This window comes from Pandoraea horticolens, assembly GCF_902459555.1.
Classification (GTDB): Bacteria; Pseudomonadota; Gammaproteobacteria; order Burkholderiales; family Burkholderiaceae; genus Pandoraea; species Pandoraea horticolens.
In genome coordinates this window covers 116,519-132,304 of the sequence record NZ_CABPSM010000012.1, presented here as the reverse complement: position 1 = coordinate 132,304, position 15,786 = coordinate 116,519, and the positions used below count along the sequence as shown (strand labels likewise).

General features: G+C 63.3%; 14 protein-coding genes. 13 read left to right on the top strand and 1 reads right to left on the bottom strand.

What is annotated here, in order from left to right; translation table 11 throughout:
* Positions 1–29 precede the first annotated feature (29 nt).
* The 7 genes from fdhF (at position 30) to PHO31112_RS19070 (ending at position 7,485) form a co-directional block, all read left to right on the top strand.
* On the top strand, positions 30–2,915 hold the full coding sequence (gene fdhF, locus PHO31112_RS19100; protein WP_150621994.1) for a formate dehydrogenase subunit alpha: 2,886 nt from the start codon (positions 30–32) through the stop codon (positions 2,913–2,915).
* A gap of 33 nt (positions 2,916–2,948) precedes the next feature.
* Positions 2,949–3,878 carry a formate dehydrogenase accessory sulfurtransferase FdhD gene (gene fdhD / locus PHO31112_RS19095; RefSeq protein ID WP_246178385.1) on the top strand — a complete coding sequence of 310 codons (930 nt, stop codon included), beginning with the start codon at positions 2,949–2,951 and terminating at the stop codon, positions 3,876–3,878.
* Between the two features lie 27 nt (positions 3,879–3,905).
* Entirely contained in the window at positions 3,906–4,139 is a 234-nt protein-coding gene (locus PHO31112_RS19090; protein WP_150621992.1) for a formate dehydrogenase subunit delta, read from the top strand.
* A gap of 101 nt (positions 4,140–4,240) precedes the next feature.
* Positions 4,241–4,423: a hypothetical protein gene (locus tag PHO31112_RS19085; protein ID WP_150621990.1), complete on the top strand. Its 183-nt coding sequence runs from the start codon at positions 4,241–4,243 to the stop codon at positions 4,421–4,423.
* A 163-nt stretch (positions 4,424–4,586) separates the two neighbouring features.
* Entirely contained in the window at positions 4,587–4,955 is a 369-nt protein-coding gene (locus PHO31112_RS19080) for a hypothetical protein (RefSeq protein ID WP_150621988.1), read from the top strand.
* A 117-nt stretch (positions 4,956–5,072) separates the two neighbouring features.
* A complete protein-coding gene (locus PHO31112_RS19075; RefSeq protein WP_150621986.1) occupies positions 5,073–5,834 on the top strand; it encodes a phytanoyl-CoA dioxygenase family protein in 762 nt (253 codons plus the stop codon).
* 259 nt (positions 5,835–6,093) lie between these two features.
* Entirely contained in the window at positions 6,094–7,485 is a 1,392-nt protein-coding gene (locus PHO31112_RS19070) for a sodium-dependent transporter (RefSeq protein ID WP_246178382.1), read from the top strand.
* A gap of 141 nt (positions 7,486–7,626) precedes the next feature.
* Here the strand turns inward: PHO31112_RS19070 and gor are convergent, their stop codons facing one another.
* A complete protein-coding gene (gene gor, locus PHO31112_RS19065; protein ID WP_150621984.1) occupies positions 7,627–8,988 on the bottom strand; it encodes a glutathione-disulfide reductase in 1,362 nt (453 codons plus the stop codon).
* Between the two features lie 533 nt (positions 8,989–9,521).
* Between gor and PHO31112_RS19060 the strand changes: the two genes are divergently transcribed.
* The 6 genes from PHO31112_RS19060 (at position 9,522) to PHO31112_RS19035 (ending at position 15,768) form a co-directional block, all read left to right on the top strand.
* A complete protein-coding gene (locus PHO31112_RS19060; protein WP_150621982.1) occupies positions 9,522–10,034 on the top strand; it encodes a hypothetical protein in 513 nt (170 codons plus the stop codon).
* Positions 10,035–10,344: 310 nt separating this feature from the next.
* A complete protein-coding gene (locus PHO31112_RS19055; protein ID WP_150621980.1) occupies positions 10,345–11,835 on the top strand; it encodes a DASS family sodium-coupled anion symporter in 1,491 nt (496 codons plus the stop codon).
* 27 nt (positions 11,836–11,862) lie between these two features.
* Positions 11,863–12,915 (top strand): Ldh family oxidoreductase, encoded by a 1,053-nt coding sequence (locus tag PHO31112_RS19050; RefSeq protein WP_150621978.1) that lies wholly within the window; start codon positions 11,863–11,865, stop codon positions 12,913–12,915.
* Positions 12,916–13,031: 116 nt separating this feature from the next.
* Complete coding sequence (locus tag PHO31112_RS19045) at positions 13,032–13,457, top strand: F0F1 ATP synthase subunit epsilon (RefSeq protein ID WP_010807835.1); 426 nt, start codon at positions 13,032–13,034, stop codon at positions 13,455–13,457.
* Between the two features lie 309 nt (positions 13,458–13,766).
* Positions 13,767–14,567 carry an enoyl-CoA hydratase/isomerase family protein gene (locus PHO31112_RS19040; RefSeq protein WP_150621976.1) on the top strand — a complete coding sequence of 267 codons (801 nt, stop codon included), beginning with the start codon at positions 13,767–13,769 and terminating at the stop codon, positions 14,565–14,567.
* A gap of 118 nt (positions 14,568–14,685) precedes the next feature.
* Complete coding sequence (locus PHO31112_RS19035; protein WP_150621974.1) at positions 14,686–15,768, top strand: ABC transporter substrate-binding protein; 1,083 nt, start codon at positions 14,686–14,688, stop codon at positions 15,766–15,768.
* Positions 15,769–15,786 lie beyond the last annotated feature (18 nt).

The following is a 15,786-nucleotide window of genomic DNA, read 5'->3' as shown; positions in this document are numbered from 1 at the left end:
GCGCGAGCGCCGGGCAGGGAGGACAACCTATGATCCATCCGAACGTACAAGTCACGCCGGGCCACGGCCCGGATATGGGCACGCCACTGCGCGGGAGCGAAGTGGCTGTCACGCTCGAGATCGACGGTCAGACCGTGACCGTACCGGCCGGCACGTCGATCATGCGTGCCGCCGCGGGTAACGACGTCAACATCCCCAAGCTATGCGCGACGGATTCGCTCGAGCCGTTCGGGTCCTGCCGGTTGTGTCTCGTGGAGATCGAGGGGCGGCGCGGGTTTCCTGCCTCGTGTACGACCCCCGTCGAGCCGGGCATGAAGGTGCGCACGCAGTCGCCCAAGTTGCAGGATCTGCGTCGCAACGTGATGGAGCTTTACATCTCCGATCACCCGCTCGACTGCCTGACCTGTGCCGCCAACGGCGATTGCGAATTGCAGGACATGGCGGGCGTGACCGGGCTGCGCGAGGTGCGCTACGGCTTCGATGGCGAGAACCACATCCAGAGCGCAAAGGACGAGTCGAATCCGTATTTCACGTATGACCCGTCCAAATGCATCGTCTGCAACCGCTGTGTGCGGGCGTGCGAAGAGACGCAAGGCACCTTTGCGCTGACGATCTCCGGCCGTGGTTTCGAGGCGCGCGTCTCGGCCGGGCAGGATCAGCCGTTCATGGACTCGGAATGCGTGTCGTGCGGCGCCTGCGTCGCGGCCTGCCCGACGGCCACGCTACAGGAAAAGAGCGTCATCGAGATGGGGCAGCCCGAGCACGCGGTGGTGACGACATGTGCGTACTGCGGCGTTGGCTGCGCGTTCAAGGCGGAAATGAAGGGTGGGGAAGTCGTGCGCATGACGCCCTACAAGGACGGTCTGGCCAACGAAGGGCATGCCTGCGTGAAGGGGCGCTTCGCCTGGGGATACGCAACGCACAAGGAGCGCATCACCAAGCCGATGATTCGCAGCAAGATCACGGACCCATGGCGCGAAGTGTCGTGGGAGGAGGCGCTGGACTACGCGGCCTCGGAGTTCCGGCGGATTCAAGCGAAGTACGGGCGCGATGCCATCGGCGGTATCACCTCGTCGCGTTGCACGAACGAGGAAACGTATCTCGTGCAGAAGCTCGTGCGCGCGGCGTTCGGCAACAACAATGTCGATACCTGCGCGCGGGTGTGTCATTCACCCACGGGCTACGGCCTGAAGCAGACGCTTGGCGAGTCTGCCGGCACGCAGACGTTCAAATCGATCGAGCACGCCGACGTCATTCTGGTGATGGGCGCGAACCCGACCGACGGCCATCCGGTCTTTGCGTCGCGGCTCAAGCGCCGGGTGCGCGAGGGGGCGAAGCTGATCGTGATCGATCCGCGCCGCATCGATATCGTCGACGGGCCGCACGTGAAGGCGGCATATCACTTGCCGTTGCGTCCTGGGACCAATGTCGCCATGGTGAATGCGCTCGCCCATGTCATCGTGACCGAGGGGCTTCTGGCCGACGCATTCATCGCCGAGCGATGCGAAGACCGGGCGTTCGCGCAGTGGCGCGATTTCGTGGCGCTACCGGAGAATTCACCCGAAGCGGTGTCGGTCGTCACCGGCGTGCCTGCCGAGCAGATTCGCGGCGCAGCCCGGTTGTACGCCACGGGCGGCAATGCGGCGATCTACTACGGACTGGGGGTAACCGAGCACGCGCAAGGGTCGACCACCGTCATGGGCATTGCGAATCTGGCGATGGCTACGGGCAATGTCGGGCGTGAGGGCGTGGGTGTGAACCCGTTGCGCGGGCAGAACAATGTGCAGGGGTCGTGCGATATGGGGTCGTTTCCCCACGAGTTGCCCGGCTATCGGCATGTCTCCGACACGTTGGTGCGCGAGCAGTTCGAGGCGGCGTGGGGCGTCACGCTGCAGGCCGAGCCGGGGTTGCGCATCCCCAACATGTTCGACGCCGCGATTCACGGCAGCTTTAAGGGGCTGTACTGCCAGGGCGAGGACATCGTGCAGTCCGACCCGAACACCCAGCACGTTGCGGCGGCCATGGAGGCGATGGAGTGCATCGTCGTGCAGGACATCTTCCTGAACGAGACCGCCAAGTACGCGCATGTTCTGCTGCCCGGTACGACGTTCCTCGAAAAGGACGGGACGTTCACGAACGCCGAGCGGCGCATCTCACGCGTGCGCCGTGTCATGGCGCCCCTGCCGGGCATGGCCGACTGGGAAGTGACGATTGCGCTCGCGAAGCGGCTGGGCTACGAGATGCCGTACTCGCATCCGTCGCAGATCATGGACGAGATCGCCCGGCTCACGCCGACATTCCATGGGGTGAGCTACGCACGTCTCGACGAAGCGGGCAGCTTGCAATGGCCGTGCAACGACAACGCCCCGGACGGCACGCCGATCATGCACGTCGACACGTTCGTGCGTGGGAAGGGGCGCTTCATCATTACGCGCTACGTGCCGACCGACGAAAAGGTCACGCCGCGTTATCCGCTGCTGATGACCACGGGGCGTATCCTCTCGCAATACAATGTCGGAGCGCAGACACGCCGTACGCACAACGTTCACTGGCACGATGAAGACCGGCTTGAAATCCACCCGCACGACGCGCAGGAGCGGGGCATCAAGGATCGCGACTGGGTCGGCATTCGCAGCCGGGCGGGCGAGACGGTGTTACGCGCGGTGCTCAGCGAGCGCATGCAGCCGGGCGTGGTGTATACGACGTTCCATTTCCCGGAGTCGGGGGCGAACGTCATCACGACCGACAATTCCGACTGGGCGACCAATTGTCCCGAGTACAAGGTGACGGCCGTGCAGGTGCTGCCCGTGGCGCAGCCTTCGGCATGGCAAGCCAGTTATTCGACATTCAACCGCACGCAGCTCGAATTGCTCGATGCGGCCCGCACGTCCTCCGAGCCGGTGCCGGCGAAGTAGGCGGCGATCAGTGAATTGAAGTGGAGTCAGCGTTTGACGATGTCCAACCCCTTAGGTGAGCGTGACCACAGGCAGTCCGCCCGCGAATTGCGCGACGAAGACGCACAAGCCATTGCTGCGCCGGTGTGCAACGTGGCGCCCGCTGCGATCGATCCGCAGGCGCTGACGCCGCACGCGACGTTCGCCGTGCGGCGCTTTCGCCGGGGCACATGGCAGCAGGCGAGCGACGAGTTGGCCGAGGAGGTGCCGGTTGCGCTGGAGTTCAACGGCATTTCCCATGTCGTGATGCTCGCGACCCCGGCCGATATCGAAGACTTTGCGCTGGGTTTTGCCCTGTCCGAGGGCATTCTGAACGGCCGGCGCGAGTGCTATGGCATTGACGTGACGGCGACGCCGTTGGGGATTACTGCGCATCTCGAAGTCTCGTCGCGGGCGTTCGCCGGGCTCAAGGAGCGTCGCCGTAATCTCACGGGGCGCACCGGATGCGGGCTGTGCGGCACGGAAAGCCTGGATCAGGTGCTGCGGCCGTTGCCGGCGGCGGGCCAGACGTTGCGGGTGTCGCATGCCGCACTGGCCGCGGCCTATGCCGGACTGGCACAGCATCAGCCGTTGAACGGTGTGACGGGTGCGGTGCACGGCGCGGCCTGGTGTTCGCCGCAAGGCGAAGTGCTTTGCCTGCGCGAAGACGTCGGCCGGCACAACGCGCTCGACAAACTGATCGGTGCACTCGCGCGCGACGGACAGGCGTTCGATAGCGGCTTTTTGTTGATGACGAGTCGTGCGAGTGTCGAAATCGTACAAAAGGCCGCCCAGGTCGGCATTCCGATGGTTGCGGCCGTCTCGGCGGCCACCGCGCTCGCGGTGCGAACGGCGCAGGCCGCAGGTGTCGCGCTGGTGGGTTTCGTACGGGGTGAGCAGTGTGTCATCTACACGGGCGGGGCGGCGCTCGACGCCGGCGTCTGACGGCAACGATGGGGCGGGAGACATCTGATGGACGGTAACAATCTCGTGCGCATGGCCAATCGCATCGCGGACTTCTTCGAATCGTTGCCTGATCGGGAGGAAGCGCTGGGCGAAGTCGCCACGCATCTGCACAAGTTCTGGGACCCGCGCATGCGCGCCCAGATTCTGGCACTGGCCGACACGTCCGCCGCTGCCGGGATGCACTCGCTCGTACGTGACGCGCTGGCCCGTCATCGCGAACGGCTGACACCATCAAACTGACGCCGCAAACTGAGGCCCGTGCGACGCGAGCGTACGCAGCTCGCGGTATAGTAGAAGAAACGGTCGCGCACTCGCGCGGCCTCACACCAGCGGAGGACTCGATGAACGATACCCGCACACGCAAGCCTAGCCCACAGCCTCCTCCCAAGGAGGACGCAGTGGAGCACGATCTCGACGAGGCACTCGAGGAGACCTTTCCGGCGAGCGATCCTGTTTCCATCGGAATCGACAAACCGAAGCGTGCCCCTGCGTCGATCGATACCGGCAAGACGCCGAAACGGTAATGTTCCCGCTAGGGTTGCGGTAGGTTTGCGGGGCACAGCCCCGTCTGACGGGGCCGCCGGCCGAAATAAATCTCCGCCTCGGCATGGGTTTGACGCCCGGCCGGGGTGAATTCATGGCAAAATGCCGCGCCTGACTCTCTCAGGCTGGGACTGTAGGAAATAAATGGCGGCAGGTACGGTAAAAAAAGTTCGACGCTACGCGCTGGAAACCATCGATGTGATGGGGCAGAGCGGGCTTGGCGTCGTCGAGCGCCCCGATGGGCGTTTCGTCATGTATCCGGAATACTGGACACAGACGCAGGCGCTCAGCCAAAAAATGCGCACGTTGTACCGTCGCAATTGCCAGCTTGAGTATCAATTGGCGAGGCTCACGCGCGAACTCGATCGTTTGCGCAGTGTGGTCGATACGCCGCGCCCCGCAGGGAATCCGCAAGCGTCGTTGCCCGGCACCGACGTGCCGCAGCCTGAGCCCAAGCTCGAACACAATTCCACCGCCGAATTGCCGCCACGACGACGCAAACGCGCCGCCTGAGTGCTGTTGCCGTGACAACAATGTCCTGCCAATATCGCTCCAGTTCCTGCCGATTTACCCTGTAACGTTACCGAATCTCCCTCAACATTCCGTTTTCTACCCGCTTCGCCGACCATCATGGCGCTTACCGCATCGCAACTCGAAACCTTCCGTAACGACGGTTATCTGATCCTTCCGCGCTACGCGGCGCAGGCCGACTGCGAGGCGATTCTGGCCGATGCGCGAGCGCAGTTGGCGGCTGCAACGCCGCCGCTGGAGTTCGAAGCCGATGTGGGTTATGAGGGGGCGCCGCAGTCGCGTGACGCGGAGGGTGGTCAGACCGTTCGTCGTCTGCTCAAGGCTTACGACCGTGGCGATGCGCTGCGCCGTTGGGCAACCCGCCCCGATCTCATCGAGTCGCTCGCGCAGATCTTCGGGGAGGACGTGGTGCTCACGCTGGCGCATCACAATTGCGTGATGACCAAGCACCCGCACTTCGGCACCGCCACCGGCTGGCATCGCGATATCCGTTACTGGTCGTTCCCGCAGAATTCGCTGATTTCCGTGTGGCTTGCGCTCGGGCCGGAAACCCGTGGCAATGGCGCATTGCGCTTCATCCCGGGCTCGCATCGCGAGCAACTCAAGCCGCATCAGCTCGATTCACTCGACTTCCTGCGTCCCGACGAGCCGGACAATCAGCCGCTCGTCACCCGTGGCCAACAGGTGGAACTGGCGCAAGGCGACGTCGTGCTGTTCCACAGCGGCCTATTCCATGCCGCCGGCCGCAACGAGGGCGATACCACGAAATTCTCCGTAGTGTTTGCGTATCGCGGCGAGAGCAATCCGCCAACGCCGGGCACGCGCTCGGCATTGGCTGGCGAAGTGACGCTCGGCCACTGAACATTGCGGCTGCCGGGGATGGCAATCCCCGGCGCCATCTCTGTTTTGGGTGCTTTCCTAAAGCGATGGGCACCATTTCCCGCGTAGACTCTCCGGCCACCCTTATGGCCTCACATGCTAGCGCACGTGCCCTCTATTGATGGGAAGGCGATGCCGTGCTGCGCCAGTAATCTGGCTGACGCCATGCCATCACAAGTGTCGTGTCGCTCCTGCGGATGTCGTTGCGCGGAGCGCGCACGGCCTCTTCCGGAGGAGATACGTGTCCCATTCGCCCATTACACCCTCAGCACCACCCACTACCTCGCCGGCGGTACTCGGTGAGCCCGTTGCCGCTGGCCGTGCCACCTGGGGGTCCCGGCTGGGGTTCGTCCTGGCGGCGGCGGGTTCTGCCGTGGGGCTCGGTGCCGTCTGGAAGTTTCCTTACGTGGTGGGCGCGCACGGTGGCGGTGCGTTTCTTGTCCTGTATCTCGGCTGTGTGTTGACGCTTGGCGTTGCCCTGTTGCTTGCCGAGATGACTATTGGCCGGTTGACGGGCAAGTCTGTGACGACGGCATTGCGTGAGCTGGGCGGACGCCGTTGGGCATGGGTCGGGCGCGTCGCTACATTCAACGCCTTTGCGATTCTGTCGTTTTACGTTGTGGTCGGCGGCTGGACGGTGGCGTATCTGAAGCGGGCGGTCACGGGTGACGTACTGGCAGTCGACACGGAGCGTCTGGTCAGCGAATTCTCCGCGTTCATCGCGGACCCGGTCGCGTCACTTGTGAGCATGGGGGTGTTTCTGGGGCTGACGTGCATCATCGTTGCCGCAGGGGTACAGAAGGGCATCGAGCGCGCCGGCAAGTGGCTCATGCCCGCGCTGTTCCTGCTGATGCTGCTGGTCATTGCGCGCGCGCTTACGTTGCCGGGGGCCATGGCCGGTGTCGCATGGTTTCTCACGCCGGACTTCTCCGTTATTTCGGGTAGTACTTTGCTTGAAGCGCTGGGGCTGGCGTTCTTCTCGCTGTCGCTCGGCGCCGGCATGATTGTGGTCTATGGCTCGTACCTGCCCAAGGACGCGAAGCTGGCTGGCTCAGCCGTCTGGGTGGCAACGCTCGCCACGCTTGCCTGCTTTCTCGCCGGGCTGATGATTCTGCCCGCTGTGTTCGCCTTCGGTGTGGCGCCCAACGCCGGGCCGGGGCTGACCTTCATCACGATGCCCGCGATTTTCGCGCAGATGCCGTTCGGTCATCTCGTGGCGGTGGCCTTCTTCCTGCTGCTGCTGTTCGCAGCGCTGACGTCGGCAGTCTCGCTGTTCGAGCCGGTCACTGCGTTTCTCATCGACGAATACCAATGGCGTCGAGTGCCGGCCGTGGGGGCCGTGCTGGTGACGACATTTCTCTTTGGCGCACCTGCCGCGTTGTCTTTCGGCGTGTGGTCGGATGTGCGGCTCTTCGACCGGACGATCTTCGATCTGATGGACTACGTGACCGTCAATCTGCTGATGCCGGCAGGTGGATTGTGCGTGGCGCTCTTCGTCGGTGCGCGCATCTGGCCGTCGGCACGCGCCGTACTCGTGGGCACGCGCGGACAGTGGTTCGTACCGGTGTGGCGCGCGCTACTGCTCATTCTCACGCCCGTCGCGATCTTCGGCGTCTGGTATCAGAGTCTCTGAGGCGAGGCCGGACGGGCCGTCTCGCCTGTCCGGGCTTGCCGCAATGCCAGCGCACAGCGAACCACCGGTCAACCTGGATAGATGAACCGACGGATCGGCGCGGGCGCTGCGAGAGGGCGTCAGTGGTTAATCAGCTACCGATTACGCCACCGGTGTTCTCATCGTCACCCACTCTTCAGCGGCCGTAGGGTGCACCGCGAGTGTGCGGTCGAAGTCGGACTTCGTTGCGCCCATCGATAACGCCACGCCGAGCAACTGCACCTGCTCGCCCGCGTGATCGCCCACCATGTGCGCGCCGACGATCTTGTCGGTTGCGCCATCCACGAGCAGCTTCATCAGAATCTTTTCCTGACGGCCAGACAACGTCGCTTTGAGCGGACGGAACGACGCCTTGTAGACCTTGAGCTGTGAATACTGCGCGCGTGCGTCGCTTTCGGTCAGGCCCACGACACCGATTTCGGGCGTACTGAACACCGCCGTCGGAATCAGCTTGTGGTCGACGCGCGTCGTGCGCTCGCCGAACACCGTATCGGCGAACGCCTGACCTTCGCGAATGGCCATCGGTGTGAGATTGACGCGGTCGGTGACGTCCCCCACGGCAAAGATCGACGGCACATTCGTGCGAGAGAATTCATCGACGATCACGGCACCCTTGTCGTTGAGCGCCACGCCGCTTGCGGCAAGGCCGAGGCCCTGCGTGTACGGCACGCGTCCGGCTGCGCTCAACAGCACATCGGCTTCGTGTGTACTTCCATCGGACAGCGTGATGCGTAAGCGGTCCTGCACCTTGTCCGCGCGTTCCACTTTTCGCTCCAGCAGCACCTCGATGCCGCGCTCGCGATAGGCGGCTTCGAGGGCGGTGCGTACCTCTTCGTCAAAGCCGCGCAACAGATGCGGGCCGCGATGCACAAGCGTGACTTTCGAGCCGAGTCCAGCAAATACGCCTGCGAACTCCAGAGCGATGTAGCCGCCGCCGATGATCGTGATGCGCTCGGGGAGCGACGCGAGATGAAACACTTCGTTCGACGAGATGGCATGCTCGCGGCCGATGAAATGGGGCTGATCTGCCGGTTTGCCGCCAGTGGCAATCAGAATGTGGCGGGCGGTGATGCGCTCGCCCGTAGCGGGCAGCACAACTGTGTGCGGGCCTTCAACCACGGCACGCGCCGCGATCAGTTCGGCACCCGCGCGTTCGAGGTTGGTGCGGTAGATGCCTTCGAGCCGGGCGATTTCGCTGTCTTTGCGTGCGATGAGTGTCTTCCAGTCGAACTTGGGTGGCGGCACTTGCCATCCGAAACCTGCGGCATCTTCGAAGTCATCGGCGAAACGGCTCGCATAGACGAGCAGCTTTTTCGGGACGCACCCGCGAATCACGCAGGTGCCGCCGACGCGAAACTCCTCGGCCACCTTCACGCGTGCGCCATACTGCGCCGCGACGCGCGCGGCGCGTACACCGCCGGAACCGGCACCGATCACGAAAAGATCCACATCGAACTGGGGCATTGCTAACTCCTCTATGTCATGCGGCACATCGCGCTGACGGAATGATTCGGACAGCGTTGCGACGGCCATCGCTTCTCGCGTTGAGCGATTGTGCCAGAGACCCGTGCATGACGTCGTCATGTCCCCCGCGCTTTCAGACGCGTCCGAGCCTGGTTTCAGCCACCATCCCGTGCCAACTCGGCATACGGCGCATCGCCCGTCAATCCGGGTTTTCGTATGGTCGTGCACTTCCATTGATTCGCATCAATGCGCCGGGTGAAGCGCGGGACGACAATCGAAGGCATCGAAAGTCGATCAATGCTTGAACGGTGCGCGTGGCGGCTGGCCCACAAGGTGTCGCAAGCGTTTCGCCGATGAAGCAATCGCGGCTGCCGGGTGTTTCTGAAATGAAACACTTCATCGGGATTGTCTTGGCATCACGCGAATGGTGGAAATGGAAGTGCATAAGAATCAAATGGTTATCGCTTGTGGCGCGAAATTTGCTCTGACTCTGTCAATACAGGCGGGATTCACCGCCGGCATAAGGGGATGTCATGACAAAGTCGCTCTCTCGCCTCATGGGCGCCACGATGGCGCTGGCATTGTTGTGTGGCTTCTGGATACCGGCATCGGCACATGTCGCGAGTCCGTCGGGCACCGCGAGTTATTCGGGCGCCCCGGCAAGCGAGAAGACCGCAACTGCCAGCACCCGACATGGCGCCCGGCCGTCGCGGGCCGCGCGCGCGAAGCGTGCGGCCCGAGCGCCGGCTTTCCTGCCGCCGGGTTCACCGCCACCGGCACTTGCCGGCGTGGCGCCGGCGCCGTGGAACGACGTGTTCGCGCAGGCGGGCGCCTGGGCGTCCGATCCGATCATCGTGAGCGGTCAGACCTTGGGCGGCACGCTCGGCAATGCCGGGTTGACGAAGGGGGCAGAAGGCCTGGTCACCGGGCCTCGTGCCGGGCTGACGGGGCTATATCAAACCGTCTGGCATCGCGCGCTCTCCGACCCTGTGCTGAGCACTCAGCTCTTCGCCGGGTCTCCCGAATACTTCGGACTGCATTTCTAAACCGGTGGGCATTGCGACGGGATACGCGCGTGTGTCTCGTGCGATCCGTTCGAAGCGCATGCCCGATTTACCTCGGCGTTGATCGTCTTCCGATGCCTCGTGTGCGCCGGAACCGTCGTCATACGCCATCCCTCATGCCGGCGAAGCCCGCGTCCGCGCTGCGTTCCGGACACGTCGCCCGTCGCATGAACCTTTCTCTCGCGCTTGCCTCGCCAAGATCAATGCGGTTAGGATTAACCCGCAGTTCAAGCGTGGCATTTCCTCAAGACATGCCGGCTGCCGGCATGCCATTCCGTTCTGGAGCCCTCTCATGAGCACGCCTGAAGTCTCTGTGCAAAGTTCCCCCCAGAAGAAAGCGCTTCCCATCGGATTGATGGCCGGCGTAATCGTCATGATCGCCGTGCTCCTGATTCCCATGCCCGACGATCTGCCGGTCGCCGGTCACCGCATGCTGGCAATTCTTGCCTTCGCCGTGGTGGTGTGGATTACCGAAGCGGTGTCGTACGAAGCGAGCGCCATCATCATCACTTCGTTGATGGCCTTCCTCGTGGGGACCGCGCCCACGGTGCAGAACCCCAGTGTCGAGTACGGCACATCGAACGCCATCAGCATGGCGCTTGCCGGTTTTTCGAATTCGGCGCTCGCGCTCGTGGCCGGCGCATTGTTCATTGCGGCAGCCATGACGCTGACCGGACTCGACCGGCGCATCGCACTCGTCACGCTCTCGAAGATCGGCACCAGCACACGCCGCGTGATGATCGGTGCGATCGCCGTGACGATCCTGCTCTCGCTCGTGGTGCCGAGCGCCACGGCTCGCAGTGCCTGCGTGGTGCCGATCATGATGGGCGTGATCGCCGCCTTCGGTGTCGACAAGCGCTCGAACATCGCGGCCGGGGTCATGATCATCGTGGCGCAGGCGACAAGCATCTGGAACGTTGGTATTCAGACAGCGGCTGCACAAAACCTGCTGACCGTGGGCTTTATGGACAAGATGCTCGGCGACCGGATTACGTGGGCCGAGTGGCTGGTCGCCGGTGCGCCGTGGGCCGTCATCATGTCGGTGATTCTCGTGGTGCTGGTGCTCAAGATGATGCCGCCCGAAGCCGACGCCATCGCTGGCGGCAAGGAAGCCGTGGAAGCACAACTGCGTGAAATGGGTCCGATGACGAGCGCGCAGAAGCGTCTGCTCGCCGTGTCCATCGGTCTGCTGCTGTTCTGGGCGACGGAAGGCAAACTGCACCACTTCGACACCACGTCGGTAACCTACGTCGGTCTGGTGGTGCTGATGCTGCCGCGCTTCGGCGTGATGACCTGGAAAGAAGTGCAGTCGCGCATTCCCTGGGGCACGGTGATCGTGTTCGGTGTGGGTATCAGTCTCGGTACCGCGTTGCTGACGACGCAGGCAGGCCAATGGCTGGGCAATCATGTGGTCGCCGCAACCGGCCTCGATTCCCTCCCGACACTGTGGGTCTTCGCGATTCTGGCGGCATTCCTGATCCTGATTCACCTGGGCTTCGCCAGCGCCACGGCGCTCACGTCGGCCATGCTGCCGATTCTGATCGCCGTGCTGCAAACGTTGCCGGGTGACTTTAACCGGCTGGGGATCGCCATGTTGCTCGGTTTCACGGTGAGCTTCGGTTTCATCCTGCCGATCAACGCGCCGCAGAACATGGTGTGTCTGGGTACCGGCACCTTCACGGCAAAGCAGTTCGCGAGAGTCGGCATCGTGATTACTCTCGTGGGGTATGCGTTGCTGCTGCTCTTCGCCGCGACGTATTGGCGCTGGTTGGGCTGGCTCTGAGCCGCGCAGACCGAACAAGGATTCAATATGCGAATTCCCTTGAAGGACGCTACCGACTTCGGCAAGCAGCTGCTGCTTGCCCAAGGAGTGCCCGACGATATTGCGCTCGACGTCGCGCATCATCTGGTCGAGTCGGATCGTGTCGGTTATGCGAGCCACGGGCTCTCGATTCTGCCGACGTACCGCAAGGTGCTCGAAGACGGACAGGTCAACCCGAGCGGACGCCCGACCGTGCTCACCGACCACGGCAATCTGCTGCTGTATGAAGGCAATGGCGGTTTCGGTCAGCACGTGGGCAAGTTAGTGGTCGAGCATGCCATTGCGCGCGCCTTCGACAAGGGCGTCTGCATCCTCACGCTGCGCAACAGCCACCATCTGGGCCGGATGGGGCAGTATGGCGAGATGGTGGCCCATCAGGGGCTGATCTTCATGGCGTTCACCAACGTGACGAACCGCAAGCCAATGGTGGCCCCGTACGGCGGCCGCGAGCCGCGCCTGACGACCAACCCGCTGTGTTTTGCCGGACCGTTGCCGAACAATCGTCCGCCGCTCGTGGTGGACATGGCCACCAGCGCCATGGCGATCAACAAGGCGCGTGTGCTGGCGGCCGAAGGCAAGCAGGCGCCGCCAGGCTCGCTGATCGATGGCTACGGGAACCCGTCGACCGATCCGAACGCACTCTTTACCGAGCCGTTCGGGGCACTGCTGCCGTTCGGTGGCCACAAGGGGTACGCGTTGGGAGTTGTGACGGAACTGCTCGCCGGTGTGCTCTCGGGCGGCGGCACGATTCAGCCGGAACACCCGCGTGCCGGTGTGGCAACGAACAACATGTTTGCGATCGTGCTCAATCCTCAGGTCGATTTTTCGGCGACATGGCGCTCGCATGAGGTCGAGGCATTCATCGACTATCTGACGTCGTGCCCGCCGCAACCGGGCTTCGACCGGGTGCAGTATCCGGGCGAGTATGAGGCGCAGAACCGCGAGAAGCATCACGATCACATCGACCTGACGCCCCAGATTTGGGAATCATTGATGAAGATGGCTGCGGAGCTTGACGTCCCGCCGCCGCGTACGTTGTAAGCCGGGACGAATAGGGGGGGCCGCATATCCGAGATGCCCTCTTTGTGCGACGATGGCAACACGAAGAAGCTCTGAATTGGGCGATGCCTGTGGCATTGCAGGGAGAAATAAAAGGCATGGCATTACTCAAGGTCGATGTGGTGAGCACCGAGCGGGCGATATTTTCGGGTGAGGCGCGCTTTGTCGCGGTGCCCGGAACATCGGGCGAGTTGGGCGTGCTTCCCGGGCACACGCCGTTGCTCACGGCGGTGCGCCCCGGTACCGTCAGAATCGAAGCGGGCGACGGCACGGACACGTTTTTGTACATTGCGGGCGGCTTCGTGGAGATTCAGCCCGACCGGGTAACGGTGCTGGCCGATACCGCCATACGTGCCGAAAGCCTAGACGAGGCCCGTGCCCAGCGAGCCCGCGAGGAAGCCAAGGCGCTGCTCGAGACGCAGGCGAGCGATATCGATTACGCCAAGGCGCAGGCCGAACTGACCGAGGCCGTGGCGCAATTGCAGGCGATCCGGCGCATGCGCAGGCAGAAGGAGACCCGCTGAGCAGGCAAGGCGTCGCTCACGCCGAGCGCATTACCTCCGGCGCCACGCCATCGCACTCAGGCATCAGCAGGCAAGACGGGCAGTCCTCACGGACTGCCTTTTTTTTCGCTTTTGCTCGCCAATCGAGAGGTGCAACCGCCTGAGGTAAACCCCGAGTCGATTCGGCTTGCGTCATTTTTTTGAAGCCACTATATTTCTTTCAAATAATAGTTATTGCACTGAAATAACTGTTTATGAAAAATGCGATAGTCGACTTGTCGCCATCTCAATGCACGCGTGATCTCACGCGTCGGTGTCCCTGGAGTTCAAATGAGCGAGACAGCAAAGCAAACGGAACAGGAAGTTCTCTTCACGCAGGTTGGCCGCGTTGCGGTGATTACGTTGAACCGCCCGCAGGCGCTCAACGCCTGGACCATCGCCATGCGCGAACTGATCATCGATGCGCTCGAGCGCTTCAATGCCGACGAGACCGTGGCGGCCGTGATCATGACCGGCGCAGGCCGGGCTTTCTCGGCCGGGCAGGATCTGGCCGAAGCGAAGCACTTCGACGGCGACACCGCCATCGAGTGGATCAAGGGCTGGGAGCACTACTACGATGTGATCCGCAGCCTGAAGAAGCCGCTGGTCATGGCGCTGAACGGCACGGCGGCCGGTTCGGCCTTCCAGGTGTCGCTACTGGGCGATATTCGCGTCGGCCACCCCGGCGTGCGCATGGGGCAGCCGGAGATCAATGCCGGGATCGCGAGCACGACGGGTCCGTGGATCATGAATCACATGCTGGGCTTGTCGCGCACCATCGAACTCACGCTCACGGGCCGCTTGATGGAAGCCGACGAGTGCCATCGTCTGGGGCTGATTCATCACCTCGTGCCGGAAGAGAAGGTGTTCGAGAAGGCGCTGGAGATTGCGTCCGATCTGGCCGAGAAGCCGCCGGTGGCCATGCGTCTGGACAAGCAGCGTTTTCGCGAGATGACCGAAGGCACGTTCCAGGACGCCATCGAAGCCGGCATGCGCATTCAGCGCGAATCGTACGAATCGGGAGAGCCGGCGCGCATGATGGCCGCGTTCTTTGCCAAGCGTGCTGCCAAGGCCGAGGCGGCAAAGGCCTGAGCGATACCGGTCGCCGTCGAATGACGTCCCGCCGCCCGGCTTCACGCGCAGTGTTGCGGGGCGGTGAACATTACAGGACATGCGCGTCGCGTCTGTCCACACGCTAGCGGAGTTTTCCATGTCTCAACCGCACGACCCGCAAAACCCGTCTCGTCGCCGCCTCATGCAAATGGCCGGCACTGCCGCGCTGGCAAGCGCCTTGCCGTTGGCTGTGTCGCGTACAGCGTACGCACAGGCACGTCAATTGATCGTCTCCGATCCGGGGGGGCCGTACACCGTAGCCTACCGCCGTGCGTTTTACGACCCGTTCGAGAAGGCCACCGGCATCAAGGTCGTGAGCGTGGCGCGCGAGTCGCAGCCGGTGGCGCAGTTCGCGGCCATGGTGCAGACCAAGAACTTCGTGTGGGATGTGACGACGCTCACGCTCTCGGCCGATATTCCGTACCTCGAGTCGAAGGGCTTTCTCGAGCCCATTGGCATGAAGGCCGGCGACTTCCCCGGCATCATGCCCGAGGCGGTGACGGCCGACTGGCTGGGCGTCGACGTGTATTCGACCGTGCTGGCCTATCGCACCGACAAGTTCCAGAAAGAAGCGCCGCAAACGTGGGCAGACTTCTGGGACGTGAAGCGCTTCCCTGGGCGCCGCTCGCTGCGCCGCAGCCCGCTCGACACGCTGGAGCAGGCGCTCATGGCCGACGGTGTACCCATCGATAAGCTGTATCCGCTCGATCTCGACCGCGCGTTCAAGTCGCTCGACAAGATCAAGCCGCACGTCAATCTGTGGTGGACGTCCGGCGCACAAGCCATGCAGGCGATTCAGAGCGGCGACGTCGACATGATGTCGACGTGGAACGGCCGCGCGCAGGCCGCCATCGACAACAAGGCGCCGGTGAAGATCGTCTGGAATCAGGGGCTGTATTCCATCGAAGGGTGGGGGATTCCGAAGGGCACGCCGCGCGCCGAGTTCGCCAAGCAGTTTGTGCGGTTCTGCGGCGATCCTGCCCGTCAGTCGCTCATTACGCAGGATCTCGCGTATGGCCCAACCAACCTCAAGGCGTTCGACGCCATCCAGAAGGATCGCGCAATGCTGTTGCCCACGGCACCGGCCAACTTGAAGGGGATGCGTCTGCCGAGTCCGCAATGGTGGGCCGAGAACCGCACGAGGGCCACCGAGCGTTTCAACGCATGGCTGTTGTCGTAAGGGGTGAGAGGCAACGGA